Source organism: Scleromatobacter humisilvae, from assembly GCF_023231945.1.
Classification (GTDB): domain Bacteria; phylum Pseudomonadota; class Gammaproteobacteria; order Burkholderiales; family Burkholderiaceae_C; genus Scleromatobacter; species Scleromatobacter humisilvae.
This window is the reverse complement of the sequence record NZ_JAJLJH010000003.1, coordinates 87,636-102,522: the sequence shown is the minus strand read 5'-3', so window position 1 is coordinate 102,522 and position 14,887 is coordinate 87,636. Positions and strand designations below refer to the sequence as shown.

10 protein-coding genes are annotated in these 14,887 nt (G+C 67.4%); 6 read left to right on the top strand and 4 right to left on the bottom strand.

Translation table 11 applies throughout. The features are described from left to right. Position 1: 1 nt before the first annotated feature. Both LPC04_RS13460 and LPC04_RS13455 read right to left on the bottom strand, forming a co-directional pair. Positions 2–640, bottom strand: a complete 639-nt coding sequence (locus tag LPC04_RS13460; protein WP_275682759.1) for a CoA transferase subunit B — start codon at positions 638–640, stop codon at positions 2–4. A gap of 21 nt (positions 641–661) precedes the next feature. Then, on the bottom strand, positions 662–1,366 hold the full coding sequence (locus LPC04_RS13455) for a CoA transferase subunit A (protein ID WP_275682758.1): 705 nt from the start codon (positions 1,364–1,366) through the stop codon (positions 662–664). A 114-nt stretch (positions 1,367–1,480) separates the two neighbouring features. Between LPC04_RS13455 and LPC04_RS13450 the strand changes: the two genes are divergently transcribed. Both LPC04_RS13450 and LPC04_RS13445 read left to right on the top strand, forming a co-directional pair. Then, a complete protein-coding gene (locus LPC04_RS13450) occupies positions 1,481–1,888 on the top strand; it encodes a PaaI family thioesterase (protein ID WP_275682757.1) in 408 nt (135 codons plus the stop codon). Positions 1,889–1,944: 56 nt separating this feature from the next. Then, complete coding sequence (locus LPC04_RS13445) at positions 1,945–2,493, top strand: PAS and helix-turn-helix domain-containing protein (protein WP_275683197.1); 549 nt, start codon at positions 1,945–1,947, stop codon at positions 2,491–2,493. A 25-nt stretch (positions 2,494–2,518) separates the two neighbouring features. On the opposite strand, the gene LPC04_RS13440 is transcribed toward LPC04_RS13445, so the two are convergent. Together LPC04_RS13440 and LPC04_RS13435 are read right to left on the bottom strand one after the other, a co-directional pair. Beyond that, positions 2,519–3,274, bottom strand: a complete 756-nt coding sequence (locus LPC04_RS13440; RefSeq protein WP_275682756.1) for a Crp/Fnr family transcriptional regulator — start codon at positions 3,272–3,274, stop codon at positions 2,519–2,521. A gap of 7 nt (positions 3,275–3,281) precedes the next feature. Then, the gene (locus LPC04_RS13435; protein ID WP_275682755.1) at positions 3,282–3,974 is read right to left on the bottom strand and encodes a helix-turn-helix transcriptional regulator; all 693 of its coding nucleotides are present in this window, start codon (positions 3,972–3,974) and stop codon (positions 3,282–3,284) included. A gap of 480 nt (positions 3,975–4,454) precedes the next feature. On the opposite strand from LPC04_RS13435, the gene LPC04_RS13430 reads away from it, so the two are divergent. From LPC04_RS13430 to LPC04_RS13415, 4 genes are all read left to right on the top strand, one after another. Then, entirely contained in the window at positions 4,455–5,108 is a 654-nt protein-coding gene (locus tag LPC04_RS13430) for a hypothetical protein (protein ID WP_275682754.1), read from the top strand. 356 nt (positions 5,109–5,464) lie between these two features. After that, positions 5,465–9,601: an ATP-binding protein gene (locus LPC04_RS13425; RefSeq protein WP_275682753.1), complete on the top strand. Its 4,137-nt coding sequence runs from the start codon at positions 5,465–5,467 to the stop codon at positions 9,599–9,601. A gap of 41 nt (positions 9,602–9,642) precedes the next feature. Continuing rightward, positions 9,643–11,370, top strand: coding sequence for a cytochrome P450 family protein (locus LPC04_RS13420; RefSeq protein ID WP_275682752.1), 1,728 nt, complete (start codon positions 9,643–9,645; stop codon positions 11,368–11,370). Positions 11,371–11,441: 71 nt separating this feature from the next. Further along, a complete protein-coding gene (locus LPC04_RS13415; RefSeq protein WP_275682751.1) occupies positions 11,442–14,837 on the top strand; it encodes a patatin-like phospholipase family protein in 3,396 nt (1,131 codons plus the stop codon). Positions 14,838–14,887 lie beyond the last annotated feature (50 nt).

Here is a 14,887-nt window from a genome sequence, read left to right as displayed (position 1 = left end):
ATCAGTGGATCGTCGCGCCCGTGCGCTCCTGCACCTGTTCCTTCGTCACGCCGGGCGCCAGCTCGACGAGCTTGAGCCCCTCGGCCGTCACGTCCAGCACGCACAGGTCGGTGATGACGCGGTTGACGACGCCCACGCCCGTCAGCGGCAGCGTGCACTTCGGGATGATCTTGAGGTCGGTCGAGCCGTCCTTCTTCGTCGCGACGTGCTCCATCAGCACCACGACGCGGCCGACGCCGGCGACGAGGTCCATCGCGCCGCCCATGCCCTTGACCATCTTGCCCGGGATCATCCAGTTGGCGAGGTCGCCGAACTCGCTGACCTGCATCGCGCCGAGGATGGCGAGATTGATCTTGCCGCCGCGGATCATGCCGAAGCTGTCGGCGCTGGAGAAGATGCTGGAGCCGGGCAGCGTCGTCACCGTCTGCTTGCCGGCGTTGATCATGTCGGCGTCGACCTGGTCTTCCGTCGGGAACGGGCCGATGCCCAGCAGGCCGTTCTCGCTCTGCAGCCACACCTCCATGCCCGAAGGCACGTGGTTGGCGACCAGCGTCGGCAGGCCGATGCCCAGGTTCACGTAGAAGCCGTCCTGCAGTTCCCTGGCGGCACGTGCCGCCATCTCGTCTCGCGTCCAAGCCATTGTGTCTGTCTCCGTGTTCGGTCAGGCGGCGGTCTTCGTGACCGTGCGTTGTTCGATGCGCTTCTCGGGGTGGGCGTTCAGCACGATGCGGTGCACGAAGATCCCGGGCAGGTGGATGGTGTCGGGGTCGAAGGTGCCGGTCTCGACGATCTCCTCCACTTCGACGACGGTGATCCTGCCGGCCTGCGCCACGTTCGGGTTGAAGTTGCGCGCGGTGCGGCGGAACATCAGGTTGCCGGACTTGTCGGCCTTCCACGCCTTGACCAGCGAGACCTCGGGGTTCAGCGCCAGCTCCATCACGTACTTCTGGCCGTTGAACTCGCGGATCTCCTTGCCGTCGGCCACGATGGTGCCCACGCCGGTCTTCGTGAAGAACGCCGGGATGCCCGCGCCGCCGGCGCGCAGCTTCTCGGCCAGCGTGCCCTGCGGCGTGAAGTCGAGCTTGAGTTCGCCGGCCAGGTACTGGCGCTCGAACTCCTTGTTCTCGCCGACGTAGCTCGAGATCATCTTGCTGATCTGGCGCGTCTGCAGCAGCTTGCCGAGGCCGAAGCCGTCGACGCCCGCGTTGTTCGAGATGACCGTGAGGTCCTTGGCGCCGGAATCGCGCAACGCGTCGATCAGCGCCTCGGGAATGCCGCAGAGGCCGAAGCCCCCGACGGCGAGCAGCTGGCCGTCCTTGACGATGCCTTGCAGCGCCGCGGCGGCGCTCGGGTAGACCTTGTTCATGCGCGCTTGTCTCCGGTGGAAATCGAGATGCGGAAGCCCGGAGTCTGCTCCGGTGTCGATGTCCCGAAGCGTACTACTTAAGGCGTTACGTAGTCATTACGTAGAATTGACTACATGGACATCGCCGCCCTGCAATCCCTGTACGCCGACATCTTCGCCGAGTGGGTGCGCGAGCTCGAGCTCGAAGTGCGCGCCACGAGCGACGACGGCGTCACGCTCGCGCTGCCCGTGCGCGCGCGTCACGTGCACGCGGGCGGGGTCGTCTGCGGCCAGACGCTGATGGCCGCCGCCGACACCGCGCTCGTGCTCGCGATCAGCCACAGGCTCGGCGGCTTCCGCCCGCAGACCACCGTGCAGCTGCAGACGAGTTTCCTGCGGCCGGTGGGCAAGGACGTCGCCGAGGTCACGGTCGAGGCGCGCATCCTCAAGAGCGGCCGCAGCCTCGTGTTCGGCGAGGTGACGCTGCGCTTGCCCGACGGCCAGGTCGCCGCGCACGCGACCAGCACCAGCGCACTGCTGTGAGCCGCGACACGCCCACGCCCTCCCCGTCGGCCGAGGCGCTCGCGCGCGCGGCCGACCTGCGCGCCGGCTTCGACTACCGCACCGCGTTCGAGTTCGCGCCGATCGGCCTGGTGCTGTCGCGCCATCGCCTGATGATCGACTGCAACCGCGCCGTGCTCGCGATGTTCCGCGCCGAGCGCGAGCAGCTGATCGGCCAGTCGTTCCGCGTGCTCTATCCGACGCAGGGCGAGTACGAGCGCACCGGCGAGCGCATCCTCGCGAGCCTGGACACCGAGGGCCGCTACGCCGACGAGCGCGTGATGCGCCGCGTCGACGGCGAGCTGTTCTGGTGCCACGTCTGGGGCCACGCCCTCGACGCCGCCGACCCGCACGCCGCGGGCATCTGGAGCTTCGAGGACCTGTCGTCCAAGCGCTCGCTCAAGCTCGATTTCACCGCCCGCGAACGCGAGATCGCGGCGCTGCTGATCGAGGGACTGACCAGCAAGATGGTGGGCAAGCGCCTGGGCATCAGCCCGCGCACCGTGGACGTCTATCGGGCGCGGCTGATGCGCAAGGTGGGGGCGTCGACGACGGCGGAGCTGGTGCACAAGCTGCTGGCAGGCTGAACTGGCGGAGGCGAACCGCGCGCCCCTACCAGCGAATAGGCAGCGGATGGGCAATGATCAGTCGGCCTTCCTGCTGGCGCACGTACTGGCCCGTCTCGAGATCCTTCATGACCCTGCTGACCATCTCGCGCGAGCATCCGATGCGATTGGCGAGATCCCGGTGCGTCAGTCGTTCGCCGACGACCGCCGTCCCGTCCGCCCGGGGACTCGAGGCCGACTCCAGCAGTTGCTTCAGGCTGCCGTAGACGCTGTTGAGGGCCAGGTTCTTGGCCGACAGGGTCGCCGCGCGAGCGCGCCGTATCACCTTGGTCAGCAACTCGAAGGCGAACGCCGGATGCTCGTCGATGAATCGATCCAGCGTCTCGCGCCTCACGACCGAACATAGCGAGGCCTCGATCGTCTCGACGCTGGCGCAGCGCGGGCCGCCATCCAGGCTCATCTCGCCAAGGTATTCGCCCGGACCGTAGATCCCGAAGGTGATCTCGCGGCCGTTGGCAGCCGACGAGAACGCCCGCAGCCGGCCTGCCATGATGATGTAGAGGGCATCGCCCTGGTCGCCTTCCTCGATCAGGACGGTTCCCTTGCGATAGCGCCGCATCAGGCCGCACGCTGCCAGCTCGCCCAGGAGCGGGGTCATGGCAGGCAGCGGCGGCGCCTCGATGCTGCGCCTAAGGACGGAAACCGCTCCTTGGACTGCTTGTGTCATCGCTTCGGTGCCTCCGCAAGTGGGTGCAGGGCGAATGGTAGCGCGGCAAGCCCAGGAGATGTTGGCCGTCGGCATGGTGTCCTCAGCTGACCGCCAGCCCCGAACTCGCGCCCAGCGCATGTCCCGATGGAGGAAGCAGCGCGACCTCGCGCACCAGCCTGCCGATCGACTTCGCGCGCGTCTTCGACCGGATGTTGCCGACGTGCGAGCGCACCGTCGACACCGCGATGCCTTGGCGGCGCGCGATCTCGCGGGGGGTCAGGCCGGTGCACAACAGATCGAGCACCTGGGCTTCGGTTGGGGTCAATCCGTGGCGGCTCGCGAACATCTGTGCCGTCAGGGCGTCACAGGCATGACGCCGGCCGATCACCAGCAGCGCCAGGCCGGGGATCGCCGCACGGGGCCCCGGCAGGGGTCCGACGGTGGCCACGACGCCCTCGCCGCCCTCGTCGAAGGCGAGCAAGGCCCGCCATCCGCGCACGACCGCGCCAGCCAGAGCACGGCGGAACACGCCGGCTTCCCGGACGGACACGGCTTCGATGCGGCCGCCGTGGATCCGCAACGGTGCGGCTGCCGACGACAGCCAATCTCGCGCGGCGCGGTTGACGTGCAACGCATCGGCCGTTTCGTCCAGCACGACGAGGCCGTAGTCGATCTGGTCCAACAGACCGGCCAACCAATGTCCGGTCCTTGCGGTCGACGCCATGGCAGGGTCGGCGGGGGACGCGGCGGCGAGCGCGCCGGCCTCGAGTCTTTGATCGATCGCCATTGACATGGATTTCTCCTCAGGCTCGCCCGGACAAAGGCGTCCTGGCAGTGCAGAGACTAGGCGGTCGCCCGCGTGCCGGACAGTGACATCTTTGCGCCTGACGCGGTGACAAATTCACCAGCACCCGGTTGGTGCGCTGTTCGACCTGGTTCCAGCCCGTCCCAGGCCTTCTCACGGCATGTTGCAGCCGCGGGTCATGAGCAAGGCGCTGCGATGCCACGACTGCGAACGTTCGCCGCCGAGCGTGAAGATTCACCGTCTGCGTGGTGCGCAGTGCGCTGGTTTGCGTCGCGTGGCGGAAAGAGACTGTCCTGGCCCCACGAGCAGTTCGTGCGGCGAAACCAAAAGCGAGGGCACCCATGAAATTGCAGACCGAAGACTTCGTTTCATCCTTGTTGGGCCTGGTGCTGTGCGCCGCCAACGTGTCTTTCCTGGTGCTGCTGCTGTCGTGAATCGATAGCCAGCCCGAGGGCTTCGCCTGGCGCGATGCCCCTCACCTCCACGGAGATCATCATGAGTCAGTCTTTTTCCATCAGACCGCTTCTGCGCTACTTCGCCGTCGTCGCATTTTCGATCCTGTCCTATGCAGCCATGGCGCAAGCGGCGCCGACGTCCGACGCCTGCGGGCACGCGCTGTCGTCCTTCCAGCAGCGCCTCTATGGGCATTTCCTGGCCGGTCCGGCCTCGCTGCGCGAGTTCGTGTTCAACGAACGTGGGGTCCATCTGCTCGACATCCGGGAAGTCGATGCCTGGGCCCGCAACATCCAGGCGCAGGTTTGCCCGGTTGGCGAACCGGTCGTTTCGGCGGCGGATACGGGCGCCGTACGGCTGTCGCCCGACATCTCGGCGCCAGGCGCGGCGCTGTCCGTAACCGACGGCGCAAGCCGGGACCGATGCAGCACGAACGTCCTGGACGTGATGCACTGCGAGGCCCGCAGCGAGCGGGCCCGGGAAGCCGTCGTCGCGGAACTGCGCAATGCCCAGGCCTCCGGGCAATTCGACAGGGTCGGTGAACTGTCCGATGCGCAATTGAGCAGCGTCGTTGCCCCCCGCGCTTCGATCGCAACGACGCGCGCTGCGGTCAGGCAGGAACTGGCACTGGCGCGATCTGCTCATCAGCTGGAGTTCGGTGAACGGTGAGCCTGCCGGCGTCAACCCTGGGCGCCCGCGCCATGCGGGCGCCTCTTGGTCTTCGCGGCTCGCCGGCGGGCTTCGGGAGTTCGCCCGCGATCGGCAGGCAGGTCTTCCTCGATTGCACGCCGCGGCTTCCGGCATGCCGGCGGGTGGCCGCTGTCAGCGTCCTCGGCGCCGCGACCGCCGGCCCCCTTGCGGTCGCCCTGTGACCTGTGCATGATGTGCGCCAACAAGCGAGAACCGCGGGAGGTAGGTTATGGGCCCATTGGCACTTCCCTCGCCTTGTGTGTGCGTCGGACCGGTCGAAGGTGCAGTGACCGGGCCTCACGAACACGGCCCACGCGCGACAAAAGGACGATGACGTGGCGTCCGCGTGGGACTCGCAAGGCCTCGTCCTTGCTGCGATGTCGCCCGGGGACGAGCTGCTCCTCGCGCTCACCGACTCGCGTCGCACCGTACGCTTCGCTTCGATTCCGAACGCCACGCCGAGGATCGAGGAATTGCACCGGCGATTCCTGGCTCTGACTGCACGGGCTCGACCGGGCGAACCGGAACTGCGCAGCGCCGGCGCTTCTGCATGGTGCGAGTTCGGGGCCTTGCTGTCGTCGGCCCTTCTGCCGGCGCCCATCGCCGCCGTCCTGCGAGAAAGCGGCCCTCGGCCGCTCACGCTGCAACTCGAGCCGGCGTTGGCATGGTTGCCATGGGAGCTGGCATTCGATGGTGATCGATTCCTGGGCGAACGGTTTGCGATCAGCCGGCAGCTCGTCGTCGACGATGGCGTCCATGCCAGTGCGGCTGCGCCGCCGAGGCACGGCCCGCTGCAGGTCTCGGTCCTGGTCGGACTGGTGGCGCGCCCCGGCGGCGAGGATCCCGTCCTCCCCTTGATCGAGCGCCTGCGCACGATGGACGGGGTCGCGGTAAGCGTCGCGCACGTGACCGACGTGCGGCGCGACGAACTGCTCGACCTGGTCACCGAGTGCGACGTCCTGCATTGCCTCGGCACGTTCAGCGGTCGCCTGACAGTCGACGGACCGCCCCTTTCCTGGCGCAATGGCGAACTGTTCGATGCGCAGGAACTCCTTGCCGGCGTGCATTGGCCGCGGCTCCTCGTCGTCCAGTGCGCCGGCGCGCCGCTCGCGGGCGACTGGCGTGCGGCTTGTCACAACGCCGCGGGGACGCTTGCCTGTGGCTCGATGCCGGAAGACCCGGGGTCGCTCGAGTTCCTGACCTGCTTCTACGGCCAGCTCATCAACGCTGCGCCGCTGGCGATCGCCGCGGCAGAGGCGCGCGTCCACCTCCACGACAGGATGGGCATCGACCGCCTCGCCACGCTGCGACCGGAGATTTATGGCGACGGGGCATTCGTCCCGTTTCCGGAGCATCGCCGACGGCGCAACGACGACACCTGGCGCCAGGTGACGGTGGTGTCGATCGACGTCGACGATTCCATGGGGCGTATGCACCGGCTGGGAACCGAGCGCTTCAGCGAATTGCAGGCCGCCTACGACCACCGCGTCGCCGCCATTGTCGAATCCTACGGCGGCGTCGCCGATGACCCGCAGGGCGACGACAGCCGGATGTGCTATTTCGGATTGCCCGTGGCACGCGAAGATGCGGCTGCCAAGGCCGTCAACGCCGCCTTCGAACTGGTCGAGGCTGCGCCCGCGTTCGGACTCTCGGTACGGGTTGGCGTCTGCACGGGCGAAGTCGTGGTGCGCGATGGCGTGCCGACGGGCGATCCGATCGTCACGGCAGCGCGCCTGCGCGACAAGGCCGGCGCGGGTCGCATGCTGGTGGCAAGTCCCACGTGGAGCATCGTGCGGGACGCCTTCCGATTCGAGATTCCAGGGCACCTGTACGACGAGCTGAAAGGGATCGAGAAGCCGGTCTTCGCCTTCTTCGCGTCGGGCAAGGTGTTGTCGACCGAGCAGCACGGAGCGACCCGCATCGCCAATCCCCGCATGACGCCTTTCGTCGGACGCCATGCCGAACTGGAAGCGCTGGACAACCATTGGAACGCTGCGTGCGCCGGCTCGCTGCGCCTCGTTCGGATCGTCGGCGAAGCCGGGATCGGCAAGTCGAGACTCGTGCGCGAAGCCAAGACCGTCCTGGTCGCGCGAGGATCCCCCGTGTTCGAGTGTCGCTGCTCGCCCGATCACACGAACAGCGCGTTCCAGCCGCTGATCGAGGCGCTGCGTGCCCAGCTCAACATGGAAGACCTCGGCGATCCGACCACCCTGGACCGCTTGCGCCATCTGGTGGCGCGCGTCCGTGCCGATGAAGGGACGTTGGCGCTTGCTGCCGACCTCCTGGGCATCGCCATGCCTCGGCGCCATCCGGTCCTTGATCTGGCGCCCGAACGGCGGCGCCATCTGACCGTGGAACTCCTGGTGGCGCTGGCCGTCAAGCTGATGCGCGAAAGTGCTTCCTGCATGATCGTGGAAGACGCGCATTGGGCGGATCCATCGACGGCCGACTTCGTGAATCGCTTCGCCGAGGAAGGGCGCGCGCTCCCCCTGTTGATCATCGTCACGATGCGCACCGACGCGCATGGCTGGTGGTACCCGCGAAGGCCGGTGCACGAGATGCAGTTGCGCGGCCTCTCGCCGGCGCTGTCGCGTTCAATGGTGGAGCGCACCTGCGCGGCGTCGAGGTTGCCGACCGAACTGGTGCATCTCATTGCCGCGCGAGCCGATGGCGTTCCGCTCTTCATCGAGGAGTCGACCCGGATGGCCATGGACGTCGGTGCCACGGGAGGGGTCCTCGATCCGACTGCCGTGCCTCCCGTCCCCACCACGTTGCTGGACCTCCTGACCGCACGCCTTGACCAGCTCGGACCCGCAAAGCCGGTGGCCCAGCTTGGCGCGGTGATCGGCCGCGAGTTCCCGCAGGCGTTGATACAGGCCGTCTTCGAACACCCCGGCTCCTCCTTCCCCCTGCAGGATCTTCAGGTGCAGCTCGCGGCGCTGCTCCGTTCCGGGGTACTCATCTCCAGGCGCGACGACGACGAAACGCGCCTGGCATTCCGGCACGTGTTGTTGCGCGACGCGGCGTATCGTTCCCTGTTGCTGCCGCGGCGTGCGCGCCTGCACCAGGTCATCGCGCAGGTCATCGAAGAGCGGTTTGCTGGACTGGCGCAACGCCAGCCCGAACTGCTGGCCTTCCACCTGACACAGGCGCGGCTCGATTCCCAGGCGCTTCACCTGTGGGAGATCGCCGCCAGGCAGGCCACGGCGCGCTCGGCCCATGCCGAGGCGATAGGGCATCTCGAACAGGCGTTGAGCGTGCTGCACCGCACGCCCGAATGCCAGGAGCGCGATCGACTCGAGCTCCGGCTACAACTGCTGCTGGCCGCTCGCCTCATCGCCACGCACGGCTACGGAGCACAGAGCGTCGAACAAGCCTATGCACGTGCCATGGCGCTGACCCGTGATCTTGGTGATCAGGCCGCGCTCATGCGCGTTCTCCTCGGCCTCGAGGGCTATCACTTCATGCGCGCCAATTTTGCGCAGGCGCGGGACTACGCGCTTCAAGCCGCGGCGGTCGACGGCCATCGCGACAGCCCCTTGCATCGCATCCAGACCCAGTGGGCCCTGGCCAACATCCTCATGCACCAGGGAGAGATGGGTCTGGCCGTGCGCCAGATGGACGAGTGCCGCGCCGAATACGATCGCCTCGAGCGCAAGCCCGAGGGCATGCAGAACCCCGGCGTCATGTGCTTGTGCTACTCGGCCTGGTCGCTTTGGGAACTGGGCTTTCCCGATCAGGCCCTTCAGCGCGTCGACGCCGTCGTCGAACTCGCGCAGCGCCTGAACCATTCATTCAGCCTCGGCGAAGCGCACGGCTTCCGGGCAGCCGTGCAGCATTTCCGCGGCGAGGACCAAGCCGCGCTGGGCAGCGCCACGACCGCCGTGACGGTCTGCGAGGAGAACGGATTCACGGTCTGGCTCGCCCACGCGCGGATCATGCGCGGACGCATCCTCGCCGAGTTGGGGGAGTGCGCCGAAGGCATCGAGGAGATGCACAAGGGCTTTGAACTCTGGGCGGCCACCGGCGCCGTCGTCACGACCCCTTTCTACCTGGCCATGCGGGCCGAGGCGCTGGCCCGAGGCCTTCGACTCGACGAAGCGCTGGCCCTCCTGGAACAGGCGCTCGCCATCGTGGAACGCACCGGCGAGCGCTACTACATCGCCGAGATCCGGCGCCTGACGGGGCAGATCCTGTTGCAGCGCGCCGTGCGATCCGGCCAGGATCGCGCCGCCGACGCCGAGATCTGGCTGCGCGGCGCACTCGCGGACGCGACGTCGCTCGATCAGCGCTCGCTGGCCTTGCGCGCGGCGACGAGCCTGGCAGAACTGTGGCACGGCCAGGGCTGGCACCGCCAGGCGGCCGAGGTGCTCAAGCCGGCCTACGACGCCATCACGGAGGGGCACACGACGCGCGACGTGCTTCAGGCTCGCAACTGGCTGGCTCGCAGGGAACGGGTGGAGTCGCCCTGAGTCCAGGGTCGGCGCGGCAACGACACAGTGGGAGGTGAGGAATGACCGACAAGCTCGACGTCTTCGATCGCGAGACCAACCCGTTTCGCCGCAATCGGCTGCTGTTCGACTGGTTGCGCGACGATGAGGCGCGGCAGGATCTGTACCGGGAGCTGCGAGATGCGGGCTTCCGCCTGCTGCAGCTGAAGAGCCTCGTGCGCGAGCCCGACGATACGGCGTCGTGGCCGAGCCATGACCTCTATGTCGTCTCGGGCCGTGACGACGTCGCCCACGCACTCCAGCACTACAGCGTCCAACCCTATGCGTCGCTCGACAGCCAAGGACGTTTCATGTTGGGTATCGATGATCGTGCCCTTCACGACAAGCAGAAGCTCGATGCCGTGAAAGCGCTGACGTTCAGCAACGGCGAGATCGAAGCCACGGCCCGCGAAGCCGTGCGGCAGGCGTGCGTCCGCCCCTTCAAGACCAGCGAGTTCGACCTAGTCGGCAACGTTGCGCAGCAGGCCGGATTGCGCTTCGTCGAATTGCTGTTCGGCTTGCCGCCGGAATCGCACGTGCACCTCGAACTCGGGATGGCAGCCACGTACGAGCGGCTCATCTTCCAGATCATCGGTCGGCACTTCGTCACCGACCCGGGCCTGGCGCCGCTCGAATCGCCGGAGGCCCTCGCCTTGAAGAGCCTGCTCGAGGCCTTCGTGAACGACGCCGCGACAGCCACGCGGGACCGGGACCTGCTGGACAAGGGCCTGTCGCGGCAGACGGTGATCTCGCGCCTGTTCGCGCAGAACGGCTCCGGCGACCCGGCGTATCCGATCATGGTGGCTCTCGGACTGATGGCGGGAACCGTCGGAAACATCACGGCGGCCGTCTCGATCGCCATCGACTTCTTCTTCGACGATCAGGCGCGCGCAGAGGGGACGCCGTCGATCGGGGCTGCACGAGCAGCAGCCAGGGCGGGCGACAGAGCGCGACTCGCCGCCTTGATCGACGCCGCCCTGAACGCCAGGCCAGCGGCCCCGTTCCTGACCCGGGTTGCGCGTGCCGACCCGGGCGACCCTGGCAGCGGGGCCCGGCTGGCAGGCATTCCGGACGGCGCACTGGTGCTGCTGGCACTGGGCGCCGATTCGCAGGATGACCTGCGATTCGGCTGGCAGGCACCGCGGAAGGACTATCCCCATCGATGCGCCGGGCAGCGCTTCGTGATGCCGCTGGTGGTGGAGGCCGTCATGCAGGTCCTGCTGCTGCCTGGTCTCTCGCGCGTCATTGCACCGGACACCGGGTTGCCGATGCGACTGCGCACGCGCTGGGGCGCCATCTGCGAAAGCTTCCCGCTGCAATTCCAACGCACCCTGAGGCTGAACCAGCAGCCGTTGCATGTGGTGCTGCCGATCAAGGAGCCGGTGCTGCAGAGCGCCTACAAGCTCGAGCAGATCATACGAGCCGGTGCGCACATCGTGGAAGACGCCCTCGCGATGTCCAAGCACGTGCATTTCGCCTGGTTCAATTTCGACGAGACGCGCACCCACCTTTGCATGTCGACGGCCTACGACGGGGAATTCGATGCCTACGTCGAATTCTTCGCACTGCTCGTGCCCTTGTTCGATCTGCAGTTCAACTACCTCGATGTGAATCTGCCGCGGCCGATCCGCGAGTACCCGAACGAGTTCGTGAATGCCATTCGACAGTACCATCGCGAGCCGATCGCCGGCTACTTCTTCAGCGCGTATCCGCTGACGACCGTGGCAGACATCGCCAATGCGGGGGTTTGACAATCATGGTCATCACCCCCCGCATCGACGGAGACGCTCCCGCGCCCGGCGCCCACCCGCCCCCGACACCCTTGGACAAGGCGGAAGAGCGCGACGTGCAGCGCCTCGCGCTCACCGGCTACGACACCGACTTCGCTCGCCACATCGTCCTGAAGATCAAGGAAGCGGGTGCCGCACGCGGCTTCCTCGACCGCTTGCTGCGCCGGCGCTTGATCACGTTCGGCGAGGCCGGCCGCCCCGACGTCGCGATCAACATCGGGTTCACCTATCGCGGATTGCAGGCGCTCGGGTTGGCGGCCGGGTACCTCGACATCCTTGCGCAGAAGTCGCCCGCGTTCACGGAGGGGGCACCCTCGCGTGCCGGTGTGCACCTCGGCGACTCGGACGACGGCGCTGCGGATCGCTGGGAGGGGCCCTTCGCGCTGGATCGCGCGCATGTCTGGCTGAGCCTGCATGCCGACGAGAAGGACGACCTGGAGAAGATGACGCGGCTGCTCCGGTTCGCCATGTGCGGCGAGGACTGCTTCGAGGGATGGGAGACCATGCTGGACGCCGCCCACCTGACGCGCAAGATCAGGCCCAAGGCGCCTGCGCCGGTCCGGGTCGTGCATTTCGGCTTCCGCGACAACATCTCGCAGCCCGTGGTGACCGGTCGATCCCGCACGCAACAACTGCACTCCGCCGGCGAACTGCTGCTGGGCCACGACAACGACAAGCAATTCAACTACTGGGTCGGCAAGAGCACGCCGGCCGACGCCGCTCGCTTCGCGCGCAATGCCAGCTTCGGGATCCTGCGCAAAGTCGAGCAGCACGAGGACCGCTTCAACAAGTGGCTCCAGCGCACCGTTGCGAGCAACCCCGAGACACGCGACATCGAATACCTGAAGGCCAAGTTGTGCGGCCGATGGACCAACGGCGCGCTTGTACAGCCCGGAGTTCTCCTTGCCCCGGCTGCCGGCGCCAGCGGAGCCGTGCCGGTCGCGATGCTGAAGCCGAGCGAGGATCCGAGCGGAACAGGCTGCCCCTTCGGCGCGCACATCCGGCGCGCCAATCCGCGCGATGATCCCGTGGTGCCTCCAGGACTGCGCACACTGTTCCGGCGCGGCATCCCTTATGGGCCCAGCTTCGAGAAGGCCCCGGAGGTGCCCCGGGGGCTCATGGCCGCCTTCTTCTGCGCCAGCATCGAAGACCAGTTCGAAAGCCTGGTCTCGGAATGGATCGAGAAGAAGCCGATGGGACCGGACAACCGCGGACGTGCCAAGGATCCGCTGGTCGGCCATCACGAAGATCCGGAGGCCGTCTTCGAGATTCCGCAGGCCGGCGGCGAACCCATCCGGGTCCAGGGGTTCGAACCCTTCGTCACGACGCGCGGCACTCTCTACGCGCTCTTTCCGAGCCGGCAGGCGCTTGGCGAACTGGCCGACTGGGGCGACCAGAGCGCCGGCTCGACGGCAACCCCTGCCCCGTCTCCCGCGGCACCCGTGAAGCCGGACACCGACGACATCGGGTCCATCGAAGCGCGCGGGGCCCCGCGCAACCGCTTCTGCGACATCATCCTGGAAGGCGGCATCACCAGCGGCATCATCTATGCGACGGCCGTGGCCGGATTGTCGCGGCAGTACAGGTTCCGAAGCATCGGTGGCAGTTCGATCGGAGCCTTCGCCGCCGCCCTGACGGCCGCGGCTGAATATCGCCGGCGTCATGGCTTCGCCGACGGCTTCGAACTGCTGGAGAACGTACCGAGCAAGCTCGCCGCCGAGGTCGAGGGCGACCAGCGTTCCCAATTGGAGCGCCTGTTCAATCCGCAGCCGCGAACGCGCCGGCTGTTCAAGATCTTCCTGGCTGCGCTGAATCACGGGTCTGCCGCGTCGCGCCTGGGGGCCGCGGCTGTCGAGGCCTTGCGGCAGTACGGCAAGTCGATGCGCATCGTGTATTGCGTGCCGGTCATCGCGCTTGTGCTCGGCTGCATCTGGACCGTGCTGGCCTGGACAGGGGCAGGGAACATCGGCAAGGCCACCATTCTGACGATCAACTTCTGGGCGCCATGGTGGCTGCTGGCCTTGCTGGTGTTCGTGGTGACGCTGGGGCTGGCAGTGCTGGTCGGCATCACATGGGATCTGGCGCGTGGCCTGGTCCCGAACGGCTTCGGCCTGTGCCGAGGTCACGGCGGCGAGGCCGCTGCGGGCGAACCGGACCTCGTCGAATTCCTGCACGCATCCATCCAGCAGGCAGCCGGGCGCGACCCTGCGGCCGATGCGCCGCTCACCTTTGCGGATCTGTGGGATGCGCCATCCCCGCCATCCGAGGTTCTGAAATACGACGCGGTGGATGCTGACCAACGCTCCATCGATCTGCAGGTCTACGTGAGCAACCTGTCCCACGGGCGGCCCTATCTGTTTCCGTTGGACGAGTCCGATGACATGGAGAGGCTGTTCTTCCTTCCCGACGACTTGAAGGACTACTTTCCGCAAGGGTTGCTGGATTACCTGGAAGGAATGTCGAGCAGCTACATGCCACGCGATGCCCTCGATCCGCCGGTCAGCGCGGTTCCCGAGGGCCTGCGCGAGCTGCCGACCGGCGCATTGCCGATCGTCGTTGCCGCACGCATGGCGATGAGTTTCCCGTTCCTGATCTCGGCGGTGCCCTTGTGGGCGCTGGTATACGAAACCCCCTACACCAAGCCAGGTGCGAGGCGCTGCTGGATGTCCGACGGCGGGCTGTGCTCGAACTTCCCGATCCACCTGTTCGACACCTGGGTACCCAGGTGGCCGACTTTCGGAATCTCACTGCAGTCCCGCGCGAGCCGGGACGCCGGGCCGCCGGTCTGGCTGCCGAAGCAGAACCGGGAGGGCCGAGCCGACACATGGGACCCCGACGAGGTGCGTACCCGCACCGGCCTGGCCAGCCTGATCTCATTCACGGTAGCGCTCTTCACGACGACCTGGCGCTGGAATGACGGCACGGCCACGCGCATGCCGGGCGTGCGCGACCGGGTCGCACGCGTCTACCTGCTGCCGGACGAGGGCGGAATCAACATCCGAATGTCGGGCAGGCAGATACTTGAACTGGCCGACGAATACGGCACCGCCGTGGCCAAGGCCTTCATCGAAAAATTCGCGATGCCTGGCAGCGTCGGCTGGATCGAGCACCGCTGGGTGCGCTTCAATGCCCTGCTGACGGCACTGCGCGAGCGTGTCACCGGACTGGCCTCCGCAGTCGGAACCCAGCCGGATACTCCAGCACTGGCGCAGCAGATCGCGGCAGCAGCCACTTCGCCGCCGCTGCGCGCGGCTCGCACGGGTCCGCCCTGGCCGTCGGAGATGCCGATCGACGCACCGCAGGTCGCGGACTTGCAGGCGCTGCAGGCTGCCTTGCTCACCCTCGAGAAGTCGTTCGTCGCCGCGACCGCGCCCGCCGCTTTCGATGCGGTGCCGCGCCCGGGCCTGCACATCCGGCATCCTTCGTGAACCGTCCGGTCACTGCCGGCGCAGTCGGCGCGGTGCATCCTGCGGAAGCC

What these genes read in the sequence shown, in the direction of transcription:
- LPC04_RS13460 (WP_275682759.1), bottom strand. Translation starts at nt 640, where the DNA reads ATGGCTTGGACGCGAGACGAGATGGCGGCACGTGCCGCCAGGGAACTG.
- LPC04_RS13455 (WP_275682758.1), bottom strand. Translation starts at nt 1,366, where the DNA reads ATGAACAAGGTCTACCCGAGCGCCGCCGCGGCGCTGCAAGGCATCGTC.
- LPC04_RS13450 (WP_275682757.1), top strand. Translation starts at nt 1,481, where the DNA reads ATGGACATCGCCGCCCTGCAATCCCTGTACGCCGACATCTTCGCCGAG.
- LPC04_RS13440 (WP_275682756.1), bottom strand. Translation starts at nt 3,274, where the DNA reads ATGCCGACGGCCAACATCTCCTGGGCTTGCCGCGCTACCATTCGCCCT.
- LPC04_RS13435 (WP_275682755.1), bottom strand. Translation starts at nt 3,974, where the DNA reads ATGTCAATGGCGATCGATCAAAGACTCGAGGCCGGCGCGCTCGCCGCC.
- LPC04_RS13430 (WP_275682754.1), top strand. Translation starts at nt 4,455, where the DNA reads ATGCCCCTCACCTCCACGGAGATCATCATGAGTCAGTCTTTTTCCATC.
- LPC04_RS13420 (WP_275682752.1), top strand. Translation starts at nt 9,643, where the DNA reads ATGACCGACAAGCTCGACGTCTTCGATCGCGAGACCAACCCGTTTCGC.